The 15,209-nt window shown below is 54.0% G+C and carries 14 protein-coding genes; 6 read left to right on the forward strand and 8 right to left on the reverse strand.

All coding sequences use genetic code 11. From position 1 onward, the window contains the following. Nucleotides 1–133: 133 nt before the first annotated feature. From EGT51_RS01305 to argF, 3 genes are all read right to left on the reverse strand, one after another. A complete protein-coding gene (locus EGT51_RS01305) occupies nt 134–1,681 on the reverse strand; it encodes a YfcC family protein (RefSeq protein ID WP_135366989.1) in 1,548 nt (515 codons plus the stop codon). A 111-nt stretch (nt 1,682–1,792) separates the two neighbouring features. Then, complete coding sequence (gene arcC / locus EGT51_RS01310; protein ID WP_135366990.1) at nt 1,793–2,722, reverse strand: carbamate kinase; 930 nt, start codon at nt 2,720–2,722, stop codon at nt 1,793–1,795. 14 nt (nt 2,723–2,736) lie between these two features. Further along, a complete protein-coding gene (argF, locus tag EGT51_RS01315) occupies nt 2,737–3,735 on the reverse strand; it encodes an ornithine carbamoyltransferase (protein WP_135366991.1) in 999 nt (332 codons plus the stop codon). A gap of 107 nt (nt 3,736–3,842) precedes the next feature. On the opposite strand from argF, the gene EGT51_RS01320 reads away from it, so the two are divergent. The 6 genes from EGT51_RS01320 to EGT51_RS01345 all read left to right on the forward strand — a co-directional run bounded on the left by EGT51_RS01320 (nt 3,843) and on the right by EGT51_RS01345 (nt 10,076). Further along, nucleotides 3,843–5,138 carry a sensor histidine kinase gene (locus tag EGT51_RS01320; RefSeq protein WP_135366992.1) on the forward strand — a complete coding sequence of 432 codons (1,296 nt, stop codon included), beginning with the start codon at nt 3,843–3,845 and terminating at the stop codon, nt 5,136–5,138. Further along, entirely contained in the window at nt 5,138–5,971 is an 834-nt protein-coding gene (locus tag EGT51_RS01325) for a DNA-binding domain-containing protein (protein WP_135366993.1), read from the forward strand. Before EGT51_RS01320 ends, EGT51_RS01325 begins: the two co-directional genes overlap by 1 nt. A 235-nt stretch (nt 5,972–6,206) precedes the next feature. After that, nucleotides 6,207–7,184 (forward strand): serine hydrolase, encoded by a 978-nt coding sequence (locus EGT51_RS01330; protein WP_225428659.1) that lies wholly within the window; start codon nt 6,207–6,209, stop codon nt 7,182–7,184. Nucleotides 7,185–7,487: 303 nt separating this feature from the next. Next, nucleotides 7,488–7,859: a cupredoxin domain-containing protein gene (locus EGT51_RS01335; protein WP_135366994.1), complete on the forward strand. Its 372-nt coding sequence runs from the start codon at nt 7,488–7,490 to the stop codon at nt 7,857–7,859. Nucleotides 7,860–7,878: 19 nt separating this feature from the next. Continuing rightward, on the forward strand, nt 7,879–8,151 hold the full coding sequence (locus EGT51_RS01340; RefSeq protein ID WP_135366995.1) for a cupredoxin domain-containing protein: 273 nt from the start codon (nt 7,879–7,881) through the stop codon (nt 8,149–8,151). After that, nucleotides 8,148–10,076, forward strand: coding sequence for a copper-translocating P-type ATPase (locus EGT51_RS01345; protein ID WP_135366996.1), 1,929 nt, complete (start codon nt 8,148–8,150; stop codon nt 10,074–10,076). The genes EGT51_RS01340 and EGT51_RS01345 overlap by 4 nt, the downstream gene beginning before the upstream one ends. A 210-nt stretch (nt 10,077–10,286) precedes the next feature. Here the strand turns inward: EGT51_RS01345 and EGT51_RS01350 are convergent, their stop codons facing one another. The 5 genes from EGT51_RS01350 to EGT51_RS01370 all read right to left on the reverse strand — a co-directional run bounded on the left by EGT51_RS01350 (nt 10,287) and on the right by EGT51_RS01370 (nt 15,114). Continuing rightward, nucleotides 10,287–10,766 carry a glutathione peroxidase gene (locus EGT51_RS01350; RefSeq protein ID WP_135366997.1) on the reverse strand — a complete coding sequence of 160 codons (480 nt, stop codon included), beginning with the start codon at nt 10,764–10,766 and terminating at the stop codon, nt 10,287–10,289. Nucleotides 10,767–10,875: 109 nt separating this feature from the next. After that, entirely contained in the window at nt 10,876–11,589 is a 714-nt protein-coding gene (locus EGT51_RS01355) for a matrixin family metalloprotease (protein ID WP_135366998.1), read from the reverse strand. Nucleotides 11,590–11,884: 295 nt separating this feature from the next. After that, a complete protein-coding gene (locus EGT51_RS01360) occupies nt 11,885–13,078 on the reverse strand; it encodes a multidrug effflux MFS transporter (protein WP_135366999.1) in 1,194 nt (397 codons plus the stop codon). Nucleotides 13,079–13,259: 181 nt separating this feature from the next. Next, nucleotides 13,260–14,066 carry a Cof-type HAD-IIB family hydrolase gene (locus EGT51_RS01365; RefSeq protein WP_135367000.1) on the reverse strand — a complete coding sequence of 269 codons (807 nt, stop codon included), beginning with the start codon at nt 14,064–14,066 and terminating at the stop codon, nt 13,260–13,262. A 178-nt stretch (nt 14,067–14,244) separates the two neighbouring features. After that, complete coding sequence (locus tag EGT51_RS01370; protein WP_135367001.1) at nt 14,245–15,114, reverse strand: tyrosine-protein phosphatase; 870 nt, start codon at nt 15,112–15,114, stop codon at nt 14,245–14,247. Nucleotides 15,115–15,209 lie beyond the last annotated feature (95 nt).

The following is a 15,209-nucleotide window of genomic DNA, read 5'->3' on the forward strand; positions in this document are numbered from 1 at the left end:
GAGACTGGTGATTTTTGCCAGGCTTTCAAGCGAACCGGAAGACCGCTTCCCAGGCTGGAGGTGTTCCCCAGAGCAGGCCCCACCCTAGCCTGACGCAGGCACCTGGTTTCACCAATTTTAGTTGGCAGTAATCCTAGCTGAACATGACTTCCATCACCAGGATGGCGCCACCGAAGACCAACACGAACGCGACGACTGGCCAAACGAATTTGAACCAGTGCGAGTATTTCATGTCTAACATCTGCAGGGTGGCCATGACCAAGCCGGTTGGAGCCAAGAAGAGCATCGCGTATTGCCCGAATTGGTAGGCCGTTACCACGGCGAACCGCGGAATGTCGACCGTATCGGCCAATGGCGCGAAGATTGGCATCGCCAGCACAGCCAAGCCAGAGGAGGATGGCACGATGAAGCCCAAGACGAAGAAGATCAGCATCATAACGATGATGAAGACCGAACCACTCACGTGTGCCACCAGTGATGACGAGTATTGCAGGATGGTATCCGAGATCATCCCTTCGTTCATGACCAGGTTGATGCCCCGCGCGAGCCCGATGATCAGAGAAACCCCGACCAGACTGGCCGCACCGTTCGTAAAGGCATCCACGACGCCCTTTTCACCGATACCATATTTCCCGGTAGCGGTCATGAACATAATGATAATCGCGAAGAGCAGGAATGACGAGGCCATGGTTGGGAACCACCAGCCCTGTGACATAACGCCCCACACCATGATGGGGAACGTGATGACGAACAGGATCAAGATGATCTTCTTGCGCAGCGTAAAGGCTTGATTACTGGTGTCATCGGAGGCCACGGACCACATTTTATCAAAGGAACTCTTGTCCTCGTAAGTGTAGGAGAACGACGGCGTTGCCTTGACCTTCTTGCTGTACCAGTGCAGGTAGAAAATCACGAAGATGGCGGCGACGACCAACCCCCCGATCCGCCAACTGATTCCCTCGGTAAAGTTGATACCGGCCGCGTTTGACGCGATTACGACGGAGAACGGGTTGATGGTCGAGAAGGCCGTCCCGACCGAACTGGAGAGGAAGATGGCCCCCACACAGACGATCGAGTCGTAGCCCATCGCAATGAAGATAGGCACCAGAATTGGGTAAAAGGCCACGGCCTCTTCTTCAATCCCACAGAGCGTACCCCCGAGGACCATCAGGATGGAAACCAGGAAAATCAACATAAATTCGTGGCCCTTGGTCTTTTTCGTCAAGGCCATCAAGCCGGATTCGAAGGCCCCACTGGCTTTAACCACGCCAATTAGGCCCCCTAAGACGAAGATAAATACCATGATGTCCACGGCCTCGATGGTCCCGCGCACCATACTACTGGTAATGGCGCCCAGACCAGCCGGCCGTTGTTTCAGCCGGTGGTACGTATTGGGAATCGAGACTTCTTGGGTGATGCCACCGGACGTAAATTCCTTGATGTTGATCTTAACGCCCAGCTTATCCAGCTGTTCTTGGGTTGCCGGGACCTTGACCGTTTTCCCGGATGGCCGCGAGATTTGAAGCTGCGACCCACTGTATGATAGCTTAGAATATGAGCCGGCCGGAATGACCCAGGTCGCAATGACGGCGACGATGGTCAGAATGAATAAGATCACAAACGCGCCGGGCATCCGTAATTTGAATTTCTTCTTCGGCTTTGGTTCTACTGATGCATCCATTAAGTTCACCCCTTAAAGTGATTGATGGCTTAGCCAACACAAAACGTGGTCCAAGAACGGGTGTCACCAACATCTCCGCACAATTGGACCACGTTCCGTTAATTTAATGACTTAAGCTTTGATCAACGTCCCGACCTTGCCCGCTAAGGCATCGTCGAGGTGATCGAGTGACGTGATCAGGGCCGTCCGTCCGTTACCGCCAGCTACGAAGCCCAGGCAGGCCTCGATCTTCGGTAACATACTGCCGGGCGCAAACTGACCTTCGTCAATGTAGCGTTGCGCGTCTTGACTAGACAATTCCCGCAGTGCTTGTTGTTCTGGCTTGCCGTAGTTGACGTACACATCGTCCACGGCGGTCAAAATAATCAGTTGGTCTGCCGAAATGTTAGCGGCCAACAGAGCACTGGAGCGGTCCTTGTCGATCACGGCTGGCACGCCCTTAAGGCCGTCTGCCGTAGTCACGACGGGCACCCCGCCTCCGCCACCAGCGATGACCAAGTTGTCATTTTCAATCAAGTCGTTGATGCTCTTGATTTCAATGATCGACTTTGGCAACGGTGACGGCACCACTTGCCGATACCCGCGGCCAGCGTCTTCCACAAAGGTGTAGCCCTTCTCGGCCACGATCTGGTCGGCCGCTTCCTTGCTGTAGAAGGAACCCACTGGCTTGGTCGGGTGGTCAAAGGCCGGGTCGCTCTCGTCGACTTCGACCTGGGTGACCACCGAAGCGACATCCTTTTGAATGCCCTGGCGGTGGAGCTCATTGTGCAAGCTTTGTTGCAAATGATAGCCAATGTAACCTTGACTCATGGCCCCACATTCCGGGAATGGGAAGGCCGCAGTCTGGCCGTGTTCGGCGGCAAAGTTCATGCCCAAGTTGATGGCCCCGACTTGCGGACCGTTACCGTGGCTGATGACCACCTTATGGCCGGCCGCTACCAGGCCAATCAAGGACTTGGCCGTGTGCTTCACCAAGTTTAATTGTTCTTCTGGAGATTTGCCCAAGGCGTTACCGCCTAGAGCCACTACGATTTTAGCCATGTGTCTGCCTCCGATTATTCGCCTAAGGTTGCGACCATCACTGCTTTAATGGTGTGCATCCGGTTTTCAGCTTCTTGGAAGACGACCGAAGCATCGCTTTCAAAGACTTCGTCGGTCACTTCCATTTCGGTGATGCCGTACTTGTCAGCGATTTCCTTACCCACACCGGTTTCGGCGTTGTGGAAGGACGGCAGGCAGTGTTCAAAGATCACGTTCGGGTTGCCCGTCTTCTTCATCATTTCGCTGTTGATTTGGTATGGTGACAACAGTTCGATCCGTTCTTTCCAAACGGAATCTGGTTCACCCATGGAGACCCAAACGTCGGTGTAGAGCACGTCAGAGCCCTTAACCCCTTCGTCGATGTCATCGGTGATCAAGATGTCCGCTCCGGTCTTGGCCGCAATGGCGTTGACCTTGTCCCGCAGTTCCTTAGTTGGCTTTAAGGCCTTTGGGCAAACCAGGTGGAAGGTCATCCCCATGATTGCGCCACCGATCATCAAGGCGTTGGCCACGTTGTTGCGGCCATCACCCACATAAGTAAAGTGAATGTCACTGTAGTTTTTCTTCAGTACTTCTTTAGCCGTCAAGAAGTCCGCCAGCACTTGAGTCGGGTGGTCTTCATCGGTCAAGCCGTTCCAAACCGGCACGCCGGAATACTTGGCTAACGTTTCGACCGTCCGTTGGGAGAACCCACGATATTCAATCCCGTCGTACATACCGCCCAACACGCGAGCTGTATCTGCAGCGGATTCCTTCTTGCCCATTTGGGTCCCGGTTGGTCCTAAGTAAGTGACGTGGGCGCCTTGGTCGTGCGCACCGACTTCAAAGGCACAGCGCGTCCGCGTGGAACTCTTTTCGAAGATCAACGCAATGTTCTTACCCGTTAATTTTTGTTGTTCCGTCCCGGCGTATTTGGCCTTCTTCAAGTCTTCTGCCAATTGCAGTAAGAAGCCCATTTCCTTAGGGGTGTAGTCCAATAAAGTTAAAAAGCTACGATTACGAAGATTAAACATTGTAAGTTCCTCCTTTGTTATTTACAATCATAAGTATAGTAAGCGGTTTCATAAAACTTCACAGAGCTTCAAAACTTTGTTAAAACTTTTTCTAAGGAGTCCAATTCATGTTTAAGCAGTCCCGTTTCTTTACCCACGAGCGTTACCAGCGCATCTTGCTATCCGCGGTTTGTATTGCTTTAGCCTCGCAAGTGAATTTTCAAACATATGCCCCAGGATTCATCGTCACCCTGTCCGTCTTCATCCTGCCGGTCATCTTGTACTTCAACCGCGACTTCAACCCCATCTCGCTTACGGTAGCGGTGGCCATCGCCTCACCCGTGTTTCGTGGGCTGTTGCTGTTCATCAGCCACGACGTGAATTCGCACGATAACGTCATTTATATTTTGGCCGACATGGCATTTTACCTCTGTTACGGCCTGCTATATTACCTGTTGTACTGGCGTCGCGGCCAACGAAGCAACACGACCTTTTTCCTAACCATCGTGCTCTGCGATTACGTCGCCAACCTCTTGGAAGTCAGCCTGCTCACCGGCTTTGCGCACTACACCTACCAACTCTTTCAAATTCTCTTCGTCACCGCCCTGATTCGCAGCACCGTCAGTTGCCTGTTGGCCTTTCTCTACCATTACTTCCAACTGATGCTGCGTCAGGAAAACCATGAACAGCGCTACTACCATTTCATCTGGGTTGCCTCGGCCGTCAACAGCGAAGTCTACTTCATGCGCAAAAACATCAGCGAGATTGAAAACGTCATGAAGAACGCCTACACCCTGAATCAGGACCTGCAACAGGCCAACGTCAGTGAGGCCGAACGCGATAAGGCCCTCCAAATTGCCCGCGACGTTCATGAGATCAAGAAGGATTATCAAAACGTGATTCGCGGCCTGGGCGATTATTTCAATGACGACCACGATACGGCCATGCAGCTCGCAGATATCCTTAAGGTCACGACCGACTACATCCGGGAATCCATCAAGCCCAAGTTTCCTAACGTGACGATTGAGGTCCACAACCACGTGGATCTGATGGTGCCCAACCATTACTACCTGGTCTCGATTTTATCCAATCTGATTTTCAACAGCGTCGACGCCATGGCGGACCAGCCCAGCGGCACCGTGGTGGTCAGCGTCGTGGACCGCGGCAACGACATCTTGCTTAACGTCAGTGACAACGCCAGTGGTATGGACCCCGACACGCTGGCCATGATCTTTCAGCCCGGCTTTACCACCAAGTTCAATGAAAACGGCGACGTCTACCGCGGCATTGGCTTGTCGCACGTGAAGATCATTGCCCAAGAACAATTTGACGGCGACATTCACGTCGATTCCGAGCTGGGCAAGGGGACGAATTTTGCCGTGAAACTCAGTAAAAAACGCTTAGAACAGGAGGCAGATGCCTAATGAATTTCTACATTGTTGATGACGACCCCTCGATTCCCATGATTCTGCGTCAAATCCTAGAAAAGAACCCCGACAATACGGTGGTCGGCATTGCCCACGACGCCAAAAAGGCCCTGGCCGACATCATGCTGATGGACGTGGACATTGTCTTGGCCGACCTCTTGATGCCGGGTATTTCCGGCATTGAACTGGTCAAGAAGCTCAAGGCGCTCAAACCCGCGTTGCGCGCCATCATGATTTCTCAGGTCAAGGACAGCGATCTGCGTGCCGAAGCCTATGAAGCAGGCATTGAATTCTTCATTGATAAACCCATCAACGTTATCGAGGTGAAGACCGTAGTCGAAAAGGTCGCCCAAAGCGTGCAGATGGCCACCAAGCTCAATAACATCCAGTCGCTGGTCGGCGGCGGTGCGGTCGCCACGGCCCCGGTCGTGGATCAGAAGCAACAACAAAAGGAAAAGATTCTTTCTATTCTACGTTTCCTGGGCATCACCTCCGAGGCGGGCTCCTCCGACATCCTGGCGGTGGCCCAGATCATGCTCGACCAAAACCTGAGCTTTCGCGAAATCGACTTCAACGCCGCCTACCACATCGACGACCGGGAAAAGAAGATCATGTTCCAACGCATTCGCCGCGCCATCAAGACGGGCCTGACCAACCTGGCCAACATCAGTCTGGACGGTATGGGCGACGAAATCGTGGTCGAATACGCCAATACCCTGTACGAGTACAAAAACGTGCGTAGTGAAATGTTGCTGCTGGAGGGCACCCGCACGACCGGCGGCAAGACCTCGTTGAAGCGGTTCTTTGACGGGCTGGTTCAAGAAGTGTAATGCGGGCGGCGACAAGCAGTGCGCATTAAAAGCGGCTAGGTCACTCATCTCCGAATTGGATTAGTGACCTAGCCGCTTTCGGCCGAATCGATTGCTGACCCCCCTCACCCAATGCCGGCTGGCCGGGACAGTTATTTTGCCACCCCTTCATTTTCACGTATACGCCATCGCAAAATGGGCGTATAATTAAAACCATTAATTAGTTCAGAAGACCAACCCCAAAAGAAGTGATCATATGCCAATGAAACATGCTCGGACCGCCCCCCTCGGTCAACTCTTATTCAAATACCGTATCGTTGTCATGGCGGCGGCCATTGTAATTCTGGGCTTTACCGGTATCTTCAGCGTTCAAGCGCGCCAGAAGAATACCTCACAGGCCCAAGCCGTCACCCCTCATCAACCCGCTACTAGCCGGCAGATTACCCGCCAACAGCGGCACGTCAAAAAACAGCTCCATACATACTTGAAACACGTTACCGCTGACGGCAATACCAGCGTCAGTTTTTACAATTTAGGCGCTGTATCTGGCAGTCACTCTGCACAATCAGCCGTGGCCAAACAGTTCTACCAGCGCGGCAAACTGGCGACTTCCGCCAACGCGCACACGCCGGAGGTCTCGGCCAGCACCTACAAACTGTTCATTGCGGCCTACCTGTTCCACCTCACGCAACAGCACGCTTACACCTGGACGACCACCAATCAAGACGGCTTCCACCGAATGATCGTCAACAGCGCCAATGATTTTCCGGAAAGCATCTTGGATACCTATGGCCTCGACGGCATCAACGCCTACCTGGCCAGCGAAGGGCTCTACTCACCGACCTTTGTCGCCGGCAACGAGGCCACCACAACGGCGACTAGTCTGCGTAAAATTTTGGTCAAATTGGCTCGGGCCGAGGCACCATTTAATAACGCCCACAACCGCACTTGGTTACTGTCGCTGATGAAGCAACAGGTCTACCGTGACGGCATTCCCGCCGGTGCGGCCGCGGCCACCAAGGGAACGGTCGTCGCTGATAAGGTCGGCTGGCTCGCCGATACCAACAACGACGCCGGCATCGTCACCCTGCCCAACGGCCAACGCTACGTGCTGGTCATCATGACCCACGGCAACGGCCAGAGCGGCTTTAGCGGCTTTCCGCGGATGGGCCAGATCACCAAGCACATCCAGAAACTGGTCTACAATCCGAAATTGGTCAAACAGCTTGAATAAAAAGAGAGTGCGTCAACAGGCGATCAGCCGGTTAGCAGTTTTAAGCTGAACCGGCTGCCTGTTGGCGCACGTTTCAGCTATGTCAAGGTAATGCGAACGAGCCTGGGGAGGATTTGTCCCAGGCTCGTTTTTTGTTGCCTGGCGTTGAGACCCCTACCCTTCAGGGCGACCAGTACCATATTCCCCGTGAAATATATCATCTTGGCATACCGAATTTTTATCGTTGACAAACGTAAACGATGGCGGTATGCTTAATTCATCAGTTAAGGATTACAAATGTAAACAAAAAAGGAGATCCGCCTTATGCTTAAACTCATTATTCTCATCGTTGCCCTCTTACTCATTGGCTTTATTGCCTGGTGGTTCTTTGGCAATCACGCCACTGCGGCCGTTGATGCCGCCGTGAGTGACAACACCCAAGACGTGGGCGTTGAAGTCAGCGGTGGCTACTCGCCCAGCACCGTCGTCTTGAAGAAGGGCGTGCCCGCGACCTTGACGTTTAACCGCAAGGACCCCTCCAGTTGTTTGGAACAGGTCGTCTTTCCCGATTTTGGGATCAACGAATTTCTTCCCCAAAATCAGGCGCACGCAATTCCCATCGACACCAGCAAGTCCGGCGAATTCGATTACGCTTGCGGCATGAACATGTTCCACGGCAAAGTCATTATCAAATAATTTATGGAGGTCTACACTCATGACAATCAAACAATCTGCCAACATTACCGTTGATGGCGGCTACCAACCCGCTAAAATCGTCTTAAAGGCCGGTGTCCCCGCCGACTTGACTTTCACCCGCGTCAGTGACGCCGGCTGTTTGGACCAAGTCCACTCCGCTGCTTTGAAGTTCTCGCGTGACTTGCCGCTGAACCAGCCGCAAACCGTGACGGTCGATACCAGCACCCCCGGCGAATTTCCGTTTAGCTGTGGGATGGACATGTTCTTTGGAAAGGTGGTCGTTCAACCATGAGTATCAAGAATCGGTTCGTCTTTTCGCTTGTCGTATCGTTACCCATGCTGATTGAAATGTTCACCAAGCCCTTGGGACTGATGCTTCCCGGTGGTGCCTGGACCATGTTTCTCCTGGCAACGGCAGTGATGGCCGTTTCCGCAGGGCCGTTCATCCAAAGCGCCTGGGCTGCCTTTCGCCACCACCACGCCAACATGGACACGTTGGTCGCCATTGGGACGATCACGGCCTATCTCTACAGTTTCTACGCCATGCTAGCTGGCAAGGACGTCTTCTTTGAAAGCGCGGCCTTCGTGGTCACCTTTATCCTGTTGGGCCAATATTTCGAAGAGAAAATGAAGCACTCCGCTTCCGGCGCCGTTAGCAAGCTAGTCGACTTACAGGCCAAGGACGCCGAGGTCCAACGCGACGGTCACTGGACGAAGATTCCGCTGGCCCAAGTGGTCGTCAATGACGTCATCCGCGTACGCCCCGGCCAAAAAATTGCCGTCGACGGCGTCATCGTGGATGGGAGCTCGACCATCGACGAATCCATGGTCACGGGTGAAAGTATGCCCGTCACCAAGCAGGCCGGCGACAAGGTCATCGGCGCCACCATGAACAACACCGGGACCTTCACCTTCAAGGCCAGCAAGGTCGGCAACGACACGCTGTTGTCGCAGATCGTCGATATGGTCAAGAAGGCCCAGACCAGCCACGCGCCGATTCAAAAGACCGTGGACAAAGTGGCCGATATCTTTGTGCCCGCCGTCTTGATCGTGGCCATTGCCACCTTTACTATTTGGTACGTCTTCTTAAACGCCTCACTGGTTAGTGCCATGCTCTTCGCCGTGTCCGTCGTCATCATTGCCTGCCCGTGTGCACTGGGTATCGCGACGCCGACAGCCCTCATGGTCGGTACCGGCCGGAGTGCCAAGATGGGCATCCTGATCAAAAATGGTGAGGTCCTCGAAGCCGCCAACCGCGTCAAGACCGTCGTTTTCGACAAGACCGGGACTATTACGGCCGGTCATCCCCAAGTCACGGATATCGTGGGGGACACCCAGGTCTTACAAATCGCGGCTAACCTCGAAGTCGCTTCGGAACACCCGTTAGCCGCCGCTATTTTGGCTAAGGCCCAGGCCGAAAACGTGGCCGTTACCGCCGCCAAAAATTTCCAAGCCATCGAGGGTAAGGGTGTGCAGGCCACCGTTGACGGGCAACCCGCCTTTATCGGTAACGACAAGCTGATTGCCGACTACCAGTTGTCCGCCGACTTACGCGACCGCATGACCCAGCTGCAAGGTGAGGCCAAGACCGTGGTCCTGGTCGGTGTCGCCGAACGCATCATTGGCCTGATCGCCATTCAAGACGCCCCCAAGGCCAGCTCAGCCACAGCCATCGCCGCTTTGAAACACCGCGGGTTACGGACCGTCATGTTGACCGGCGACAATCAACGGGTGGCCCAAGCCATTGCCAGTGAGGTCGGTATCGACACGGTCATCGCCGACGTCTTACCCGGCGACAAGGCCGACCACGTCAAGCAACTCCAAGCTGACGGTCCCGTCGCCTTCGTGGGGGACGGTATCAACGACGCCCCGGCGTTGACGACCGCCGATGTGGGGATCGCCATGGGTTCCGGTACGGACATCGCCATTGAATCTGGCGGTATCGTCCTGGTCAAAAACGACCTGATGGACGTGGTTCGGGCCCTGGAACTCAGTCAAAAGACCTTCAATCGCATCAAACTCAACCTATTCTGGGCGTTCATCTACAACACTCTGGGCATTCCGGTGGCCGCTGGGGTCTTCGCCGTCTTCGGCCTGTCGTTAAGTCCTGAATTGGCCGGCCTGGGCATGGCGCTCAGTTCCCTGTCCGTCGTGGCCAGCTCGTTGCTCTTAAATAAGTCCAAATTAACGTCCACGCCAACCACGCGTGTGGCTTAGGAGGTCATCGTGATGTCAGAAAAATTCTGGAGTAAAAGCACCTGGCTAACCGTGCTGGTTGGCGCCATTTACGTAGTGGTCGCTACCGGCATTGGGGCCCTGATTGTGGGACACTAACTTTAACATTGACAAAAAACAGGCGTCTGGGAAATTTCCCGGGCGCCTATTTTTTGTCTACGTTAAAGGGTCCATCTAGCCCACGCGACTTGTCTAGTTTTGCGACTGGGCCAAGGCCGTCACGATGTCGGGTTCCACCTTTTCCGGTTTGGTCACCGGCGCATAGCGGTCGATCAGCTGGCCATCACGTCCAATCAGAAACTTGGTGAAGTTCCATTTGATGCGACCGTGCCCCGCAGTTTCCTTGAGGTAGGTAAACAGTGGATCCTCATCGTCGCCGTTGACCGCCACCCGCTGGGTCATGGGAAAGGTCACGCCGTAGTGCAGCTGGCAAAAGTCATTGGCTTCCTCATCCGTTGCCAGTTCCTGGTGAAACTGGTTGGACGGCAGGCCGAGGACCTCAAAACCCTGATCATGATATTTCTGGTAAAGGGCTTCGATGCCCGCCAACTGTGGTGCCAACCCACACTTGCTGGCGGTATTCACAATCAACAACACCTTGCCCTGGTAGTCCTTAAAGTCAATGGGTTGCCCACTCATTTCCGTTTCGGTAAAATCGTAAATCGTTGCCATAAAACCGCGTCCCTTCTGATTAACGTCCTGGACCAATTTAGTATCAATTAGTTGTATGCAACCCAATCATACACCAAATAGGTCCCCGTTGCCGCTGATTTGCCAGGCTTTATTTTTGGTAAATGGCCCGCAAACTCTTGAGGTCCGCCGCCGATAGCTGCGTCTTGCCCTGGTCGATGGGTGTCATGACCGAGCGCTTATCCGAGCTGTGATCCAACCCCAACGCGTGCCCCAGTTCGTGGACAGCCACGGATTTTTTGAACGCCTGCGGATACGTAGCGTTGAGCTTGGCGGTGGCCGTGTTGGTGGTCAGAATACCGCACCAGCTGATGCGCTGGGTGATCTGTGGGCCACCGTGGCCATATTCAACGGTCGCCTGACCGCGTGGCTCGCGCTTATGGTAGATGCCAAAGGTGATTCGGTTGGTCTGATCACTGCCCTGGCCCGCCACCAGCTGGACGATACCCGTTTGATTGTAAGTGTTGACGGCATAGGCGAAGACCTGTTTCACCTTGGCCGGCGTGTTGGCCGCGAAGTGATAGTAGTACTTTTTTTGCAACAACAACCCCTGCATGGCCTCCTCCACCGGCGTATCATCGGCACCGGTCTGGGTAGTGGCATCCTTGAGATTGCGCAAAATGTAGCCACTCGCCTGGTAATTCCCCGTCCCCTGGCTCGCCGCCGTCTCGGACCGCCCCGTGACCGTGGCCCAAATGGCCGCCCGGTAATACTGAAACTGGGTCGATAATGGCTGCCAATTGACCCCCACAAAAATCGCGATTCCTAAAATTAGGGCGAGTAACACCCGTCTGACAAGTTTCACAGCGTGACCTTCCCTTCCAACTCGCTTTGCCGTAAGCCGCTTCTAATTAGTTTGATTCTAGGCTATCTAGTTGTGGGCCGCAACTACTTTGCCCCGGGAATTTTCAAGCGCAGATTTTTCTGGATTTAGTTCTAAAGACACTGGCTGGAGCTTGGTTTTCGACTGCTAGGTGCCATTTATCTTGGCCGGCCATGAAGCGGAGCACCGCCTAAGCCTTGACGCGGCCCGGTCGTCTGACAAATTTTCTTATCAAAAAAAGACGCAGGGTCGCCCCCACGTCCGTTGCAATTTAAGTTTAATTTTCAGCAACCACTCGCGAGTGGCGCATCACCAACCCCACCAGGCTCAGCAACATGCCCGCACACAGGGCCAACATGTACCACGGCAGCGTTTGGACCGTGCCGTTGTGCAACCAGCTCATGCCATAAGTGAAGCCGCTGACCAGCAGGTAGTAACCCAGGCTGAACCAGCCACTGGCACTGCCCATGACGTCTTCGTAACCGATTAAGGCCCGATTCAAGGCGTTGGGCAGGGTCACGTTTAGCCCGAGAAAGGTCAGAAAGATGGTCACCAACATGGCGCGGGCGCTTTGCCCATACGCCGCGACGACTAAACCGCCGCTAGCCAGCACGCTAAATCCCAAGCCGACCAAGGCCACCCGTTCCGGTGACCACCAGTTGAGCAACCAGTTGACCAACACGGCCCCCAAGAGGCTCGCGCTCGCTAGGATCAGGCCCAGCCAGCCATAGTGCACGGCCGAATAGCCAAAATGGGTCATGAAGATGAATGGTGCTTCGGCGTAGTAACTAAACAACACACCGTTGATGCCACCGATCAATAGCCCATACCCCCAAACGACGCGGTCGGTCAACAGACGCCGAACCACGGCAACCTGATTGACGGGTGCAGCCGCCACCGTTGTGGGCTGGGTCTCCGGCAAGCGGCTGAGGGCATACAGCCCCACCGCAACTGCCATGACTACCAACGTGCCAAAGACGCTACGATACCCAAAATAGGTCTGCATGATACCACCAATCAGGGGCCCCAAGGCCGGCGCCAACGCCATGGCGGCACTGGTACGGGCAAAGACCCGCGCGCCGGTCAGTCCACTAAAGCTTTCGCGCATGATGGTCTGCGTCACCACGGACCCGGCGCTGGCACCAAAGGCTTGAATCAGCCGACTGGCCAATAGCCAGGTAAAACTAGGACTCCAAAAGAGGCCCACATTTCCCAGCAAGTACACCCCTATTCCGGCTAACATGGCCGGACGCCGGCCCCATTTATCGGCCAGCTGGCCCCAAATCAAGACACCGATGGCAAAGGCCACAAAGTAACTGCTCATGGTCAATTGGACCCGGTTGGCACTCACCTGCAAGGCCGATTGTAGTTGCGGCAAGACTGGGGTGAAAATAGATTCGCTGATCTGGGGAAACCCCACCAGCGTAATGATCAGTCCCAAAGACGGGACGGTTTGACGGACGTTTTTCACAAGTTTTCTCCTTTAAAAGTTAATCTAGGGAAAAACGTCCTTGGCCGTTTGCGGGGACACACGCCATTAAGTTATTCAGTTCCATGGGTTGTCACCCCTTTCGTTTAAAGTCCCTTTACCATACGGGATTCCATTGAAGTTGTCAACTCAAAAAAGCCAGGACCGCAGTCCCAGCTTCGACTTACAACACAAATTGTTGAATCGCATCCGCCACACCCGACTCAAAGTCGTGCGGTGTCACGAACTTAGCGACTTGTTTGACCTCAGGAATCCCGTTAGCCACGGAGACTGGCATGCCGACTTTGGTCAACATCCCCAAGTCATTGGCGTTGTCCCCGATGGCCATGATCTCATCGGCGCTGACGCCCAATTGCCGGCCCAGATCCAAGATGGCCGTACCCTTGTCCACGCCGGCATGATTGACTTCCATGTAAATGCCGGAGGAATAGGTACAGTTGATCTGGTCAAAGGCCGCGGTGATGGCGTCATACACGGCACGCCGCACGGCCAGATCCGGATTCATCACGATGACTTTCATGATGCGGTCGTCGGCAAACTGATCAAATGACCCAGTCAGCTCATCAAAGGTCACCCCGCGCGTCTTCAGGTAGGCCATGTCATCCGCCCGGGGCCGGTAAATGTACAAGTGATCCAGCGTATAGACGTGAATGTCCACATCGAACTGTGTCATGATGTCAAAGGCCTTCTTGGCCTCGACAAACGGCATTTGATTGCTGACGATGACCCGGTTGTCTTGGTTTTCAACAACCACCCCACCGTTGTACGACACGACGTATTCGCCCGGCTGCTGGTACAGATGCAACTTCTTCAAGAGGTTCTGTACGGTCAAGAAACTGCGCCCGGTGTTGGGGACAAACTTGACCCCGCGTGCCGAAGCGGCCGCAATGGCATCGATGTTGGCCTGTGAGATACTGCCATCCGTCCGCAACAACGTCTCGTCTAAATCACTGGTAATAATCTTGTACAAACTGATTCGCTCCCTCTGTGGTTTAGACCTAGTGTACCATGGTGTAGACCAATCTGGGAAGGGGGATGCCGGATTCAGCTACCGGTAAACATCATTTCTTTTGGCCGCTTTTACGACAGCCAAAACTATGACGCGTCACTGTTCCGTCTTCATCAGAGATTCCCTAAAAGAAATCCGCTTACTTCAAATACAACTTCTGTAGCTTCGTCCGATCCGCCTTCGTCAGGCCCAGGCCCTTTTGCAGGTATTTGTCGACGGAACCGTACTTCTTATTGATGGCGGAGAAAGCCGCGTTCAAATAAGACTTCTTGACGACCATCATATCCGTCATCAGCTTGATAGTCGCGGCATCGGCACCCTTGTCTTTCAGCTGCTTGATGGCTGCCTTATTGCTGGCCGCCAGATACTTGTTGGACAACAGGTAATCGCTCATGACCGTCTTACGGCTAACGCCCAGCGCAGACAGCACTAACGCCGTGCCAATCCCAGTACGGTCCTTACCAGCCGTGCAGTGCCAGAGCACCGCTTGCCCTTTGGGATTCTTCAAGAGAATCTTGAACAGCTGCTTGTAGGCCTTCTTGCCTTGGGCACTCGTCACCATGGCCTTGTAGCCGTTCTCCATGATCTTCACGCCATCCTTACTGGTCATGGAAAATTGCTGAGAAACATCCTTGACCACGGGATCGAATTTGTAGGTCACACCAGAGATCTTCACGTCGGGTGCCTTGGCTGCTTCGGCCTTGGACCGTAAGTCGACGTCGGTACGGACGTGATAGACTTTCTTGAGTTTTTGCGCATCTGCCTTGGTCAGCTTATTCAAGGCTGCTGCCCGCAGTAACACATGCCGCTTAACGGTCTTACCCGTCTTGGTCCGGTAGCCGCCTAAGTCACGGACATTTTCCGCACCTTGTAACTTGATCTGCTTGCCTGCCTGCGCGGTCGTGGCGTGAGTCGCCGCCTGAACGGGGGTCGCAACGGTCTGGGCACCCAGTCCCAGAGTCATGATGAGTGCACCTACTGATAAGCCTAAACGTAATTTGGATTTCAAGAGAATCCCTCCTAGAATTTAATTCTTAACTAGGATAGCAGGCCACTGTAGATTTTCCGTATCAGTTACGTAAAATTTTGGTAGACGTTATACAA

The sequence above is a fragment of the Levilactobacillus suantsaiihabitans genome (genome assembly GCF_004745505.1).
GTDB lineage: Bacteria > Bacillota > Bacilli > Lactobacillales > Lactobacillaceae > Levilactobacillus > Levilactobacillus suantsaiihabitans.

What these genes read in the sequence shown, in the direction of transcription:
- EGT51_RS01305 (WP_135366989.1), bottom strand. Translation starts at nt 1,681, where the DNA reads ATGGATGCATCAGTAGAACCAAAGCCGAAGAAGAAATTCAAATTACGG.
- arcC (WP_135366990.1), bottom strand. Translation starts at nt 2,722, where the DNA reads ATGGCTAAAATCGTAGTGGCTCTAGGCGGTAACGCCTTGGGCAAATCT.
- argF (WP_135366991.1), bottom strand. Translation starts at nt 3,735, where the DNA reads ATGTTTAATCTTCGTAATCGTAGCTTTTTAACTTTATTGGACTACACC.
- EGT51_RS01320 (WP_135366992.1), top strand. Translation starts at nt 3,843, where the DNA reads ATGTTTAAGCAGTCCCGTTTCTTTACCCACGAGCGTTACCAGCGCATC.
- EGT51_RS01325 (WP_135366993.1), top strand. Translation starts at nt 5,138, where the DNA reads ATGAATTTCTACATTGTTGATGACGACCCCTCGATTCCCATGATTCTG.
- EGT51_RS01330 (WP_225428659.1), top strand. Translation starts at nt 6,207, where the DNA reads ATGCCAATGAAACATGCTCGGACCGCCCCCCTCGGTCAACTCTTATTC.
- EGT51_RS01335 (WP_135366994.1), top strand. Translation starts at nt 7,488, where the DNA reads ATGCTTAAACTCATTATTCTCATCGTTGCCCTCTTACTCATTGGCTTT.
- EGT51_RS01340 (WP_135366995.1), top strand. Translation starts at nt 7,879, where the DNA reads ATGACAATCAAACAATCTGCCAACATTACCGTTGATGGCGGCTACCAA.
- EGT51_RS01345 (WP_135366996.1), top strand. Translation starts at nt 8,148, where the DNA reads ATGAGTATCAAGAATCGGTTCGTCTTTTCGCTTGTCGTATCGTTACCC.
- EGT51_RS01350 (WP_135366997.1), bottom strand. Translation starts at nt 10,766, where the DNA reads ATGGCAACGATTTACGATTTTACCGAAACGGAAATGAGTGGGCAACCC.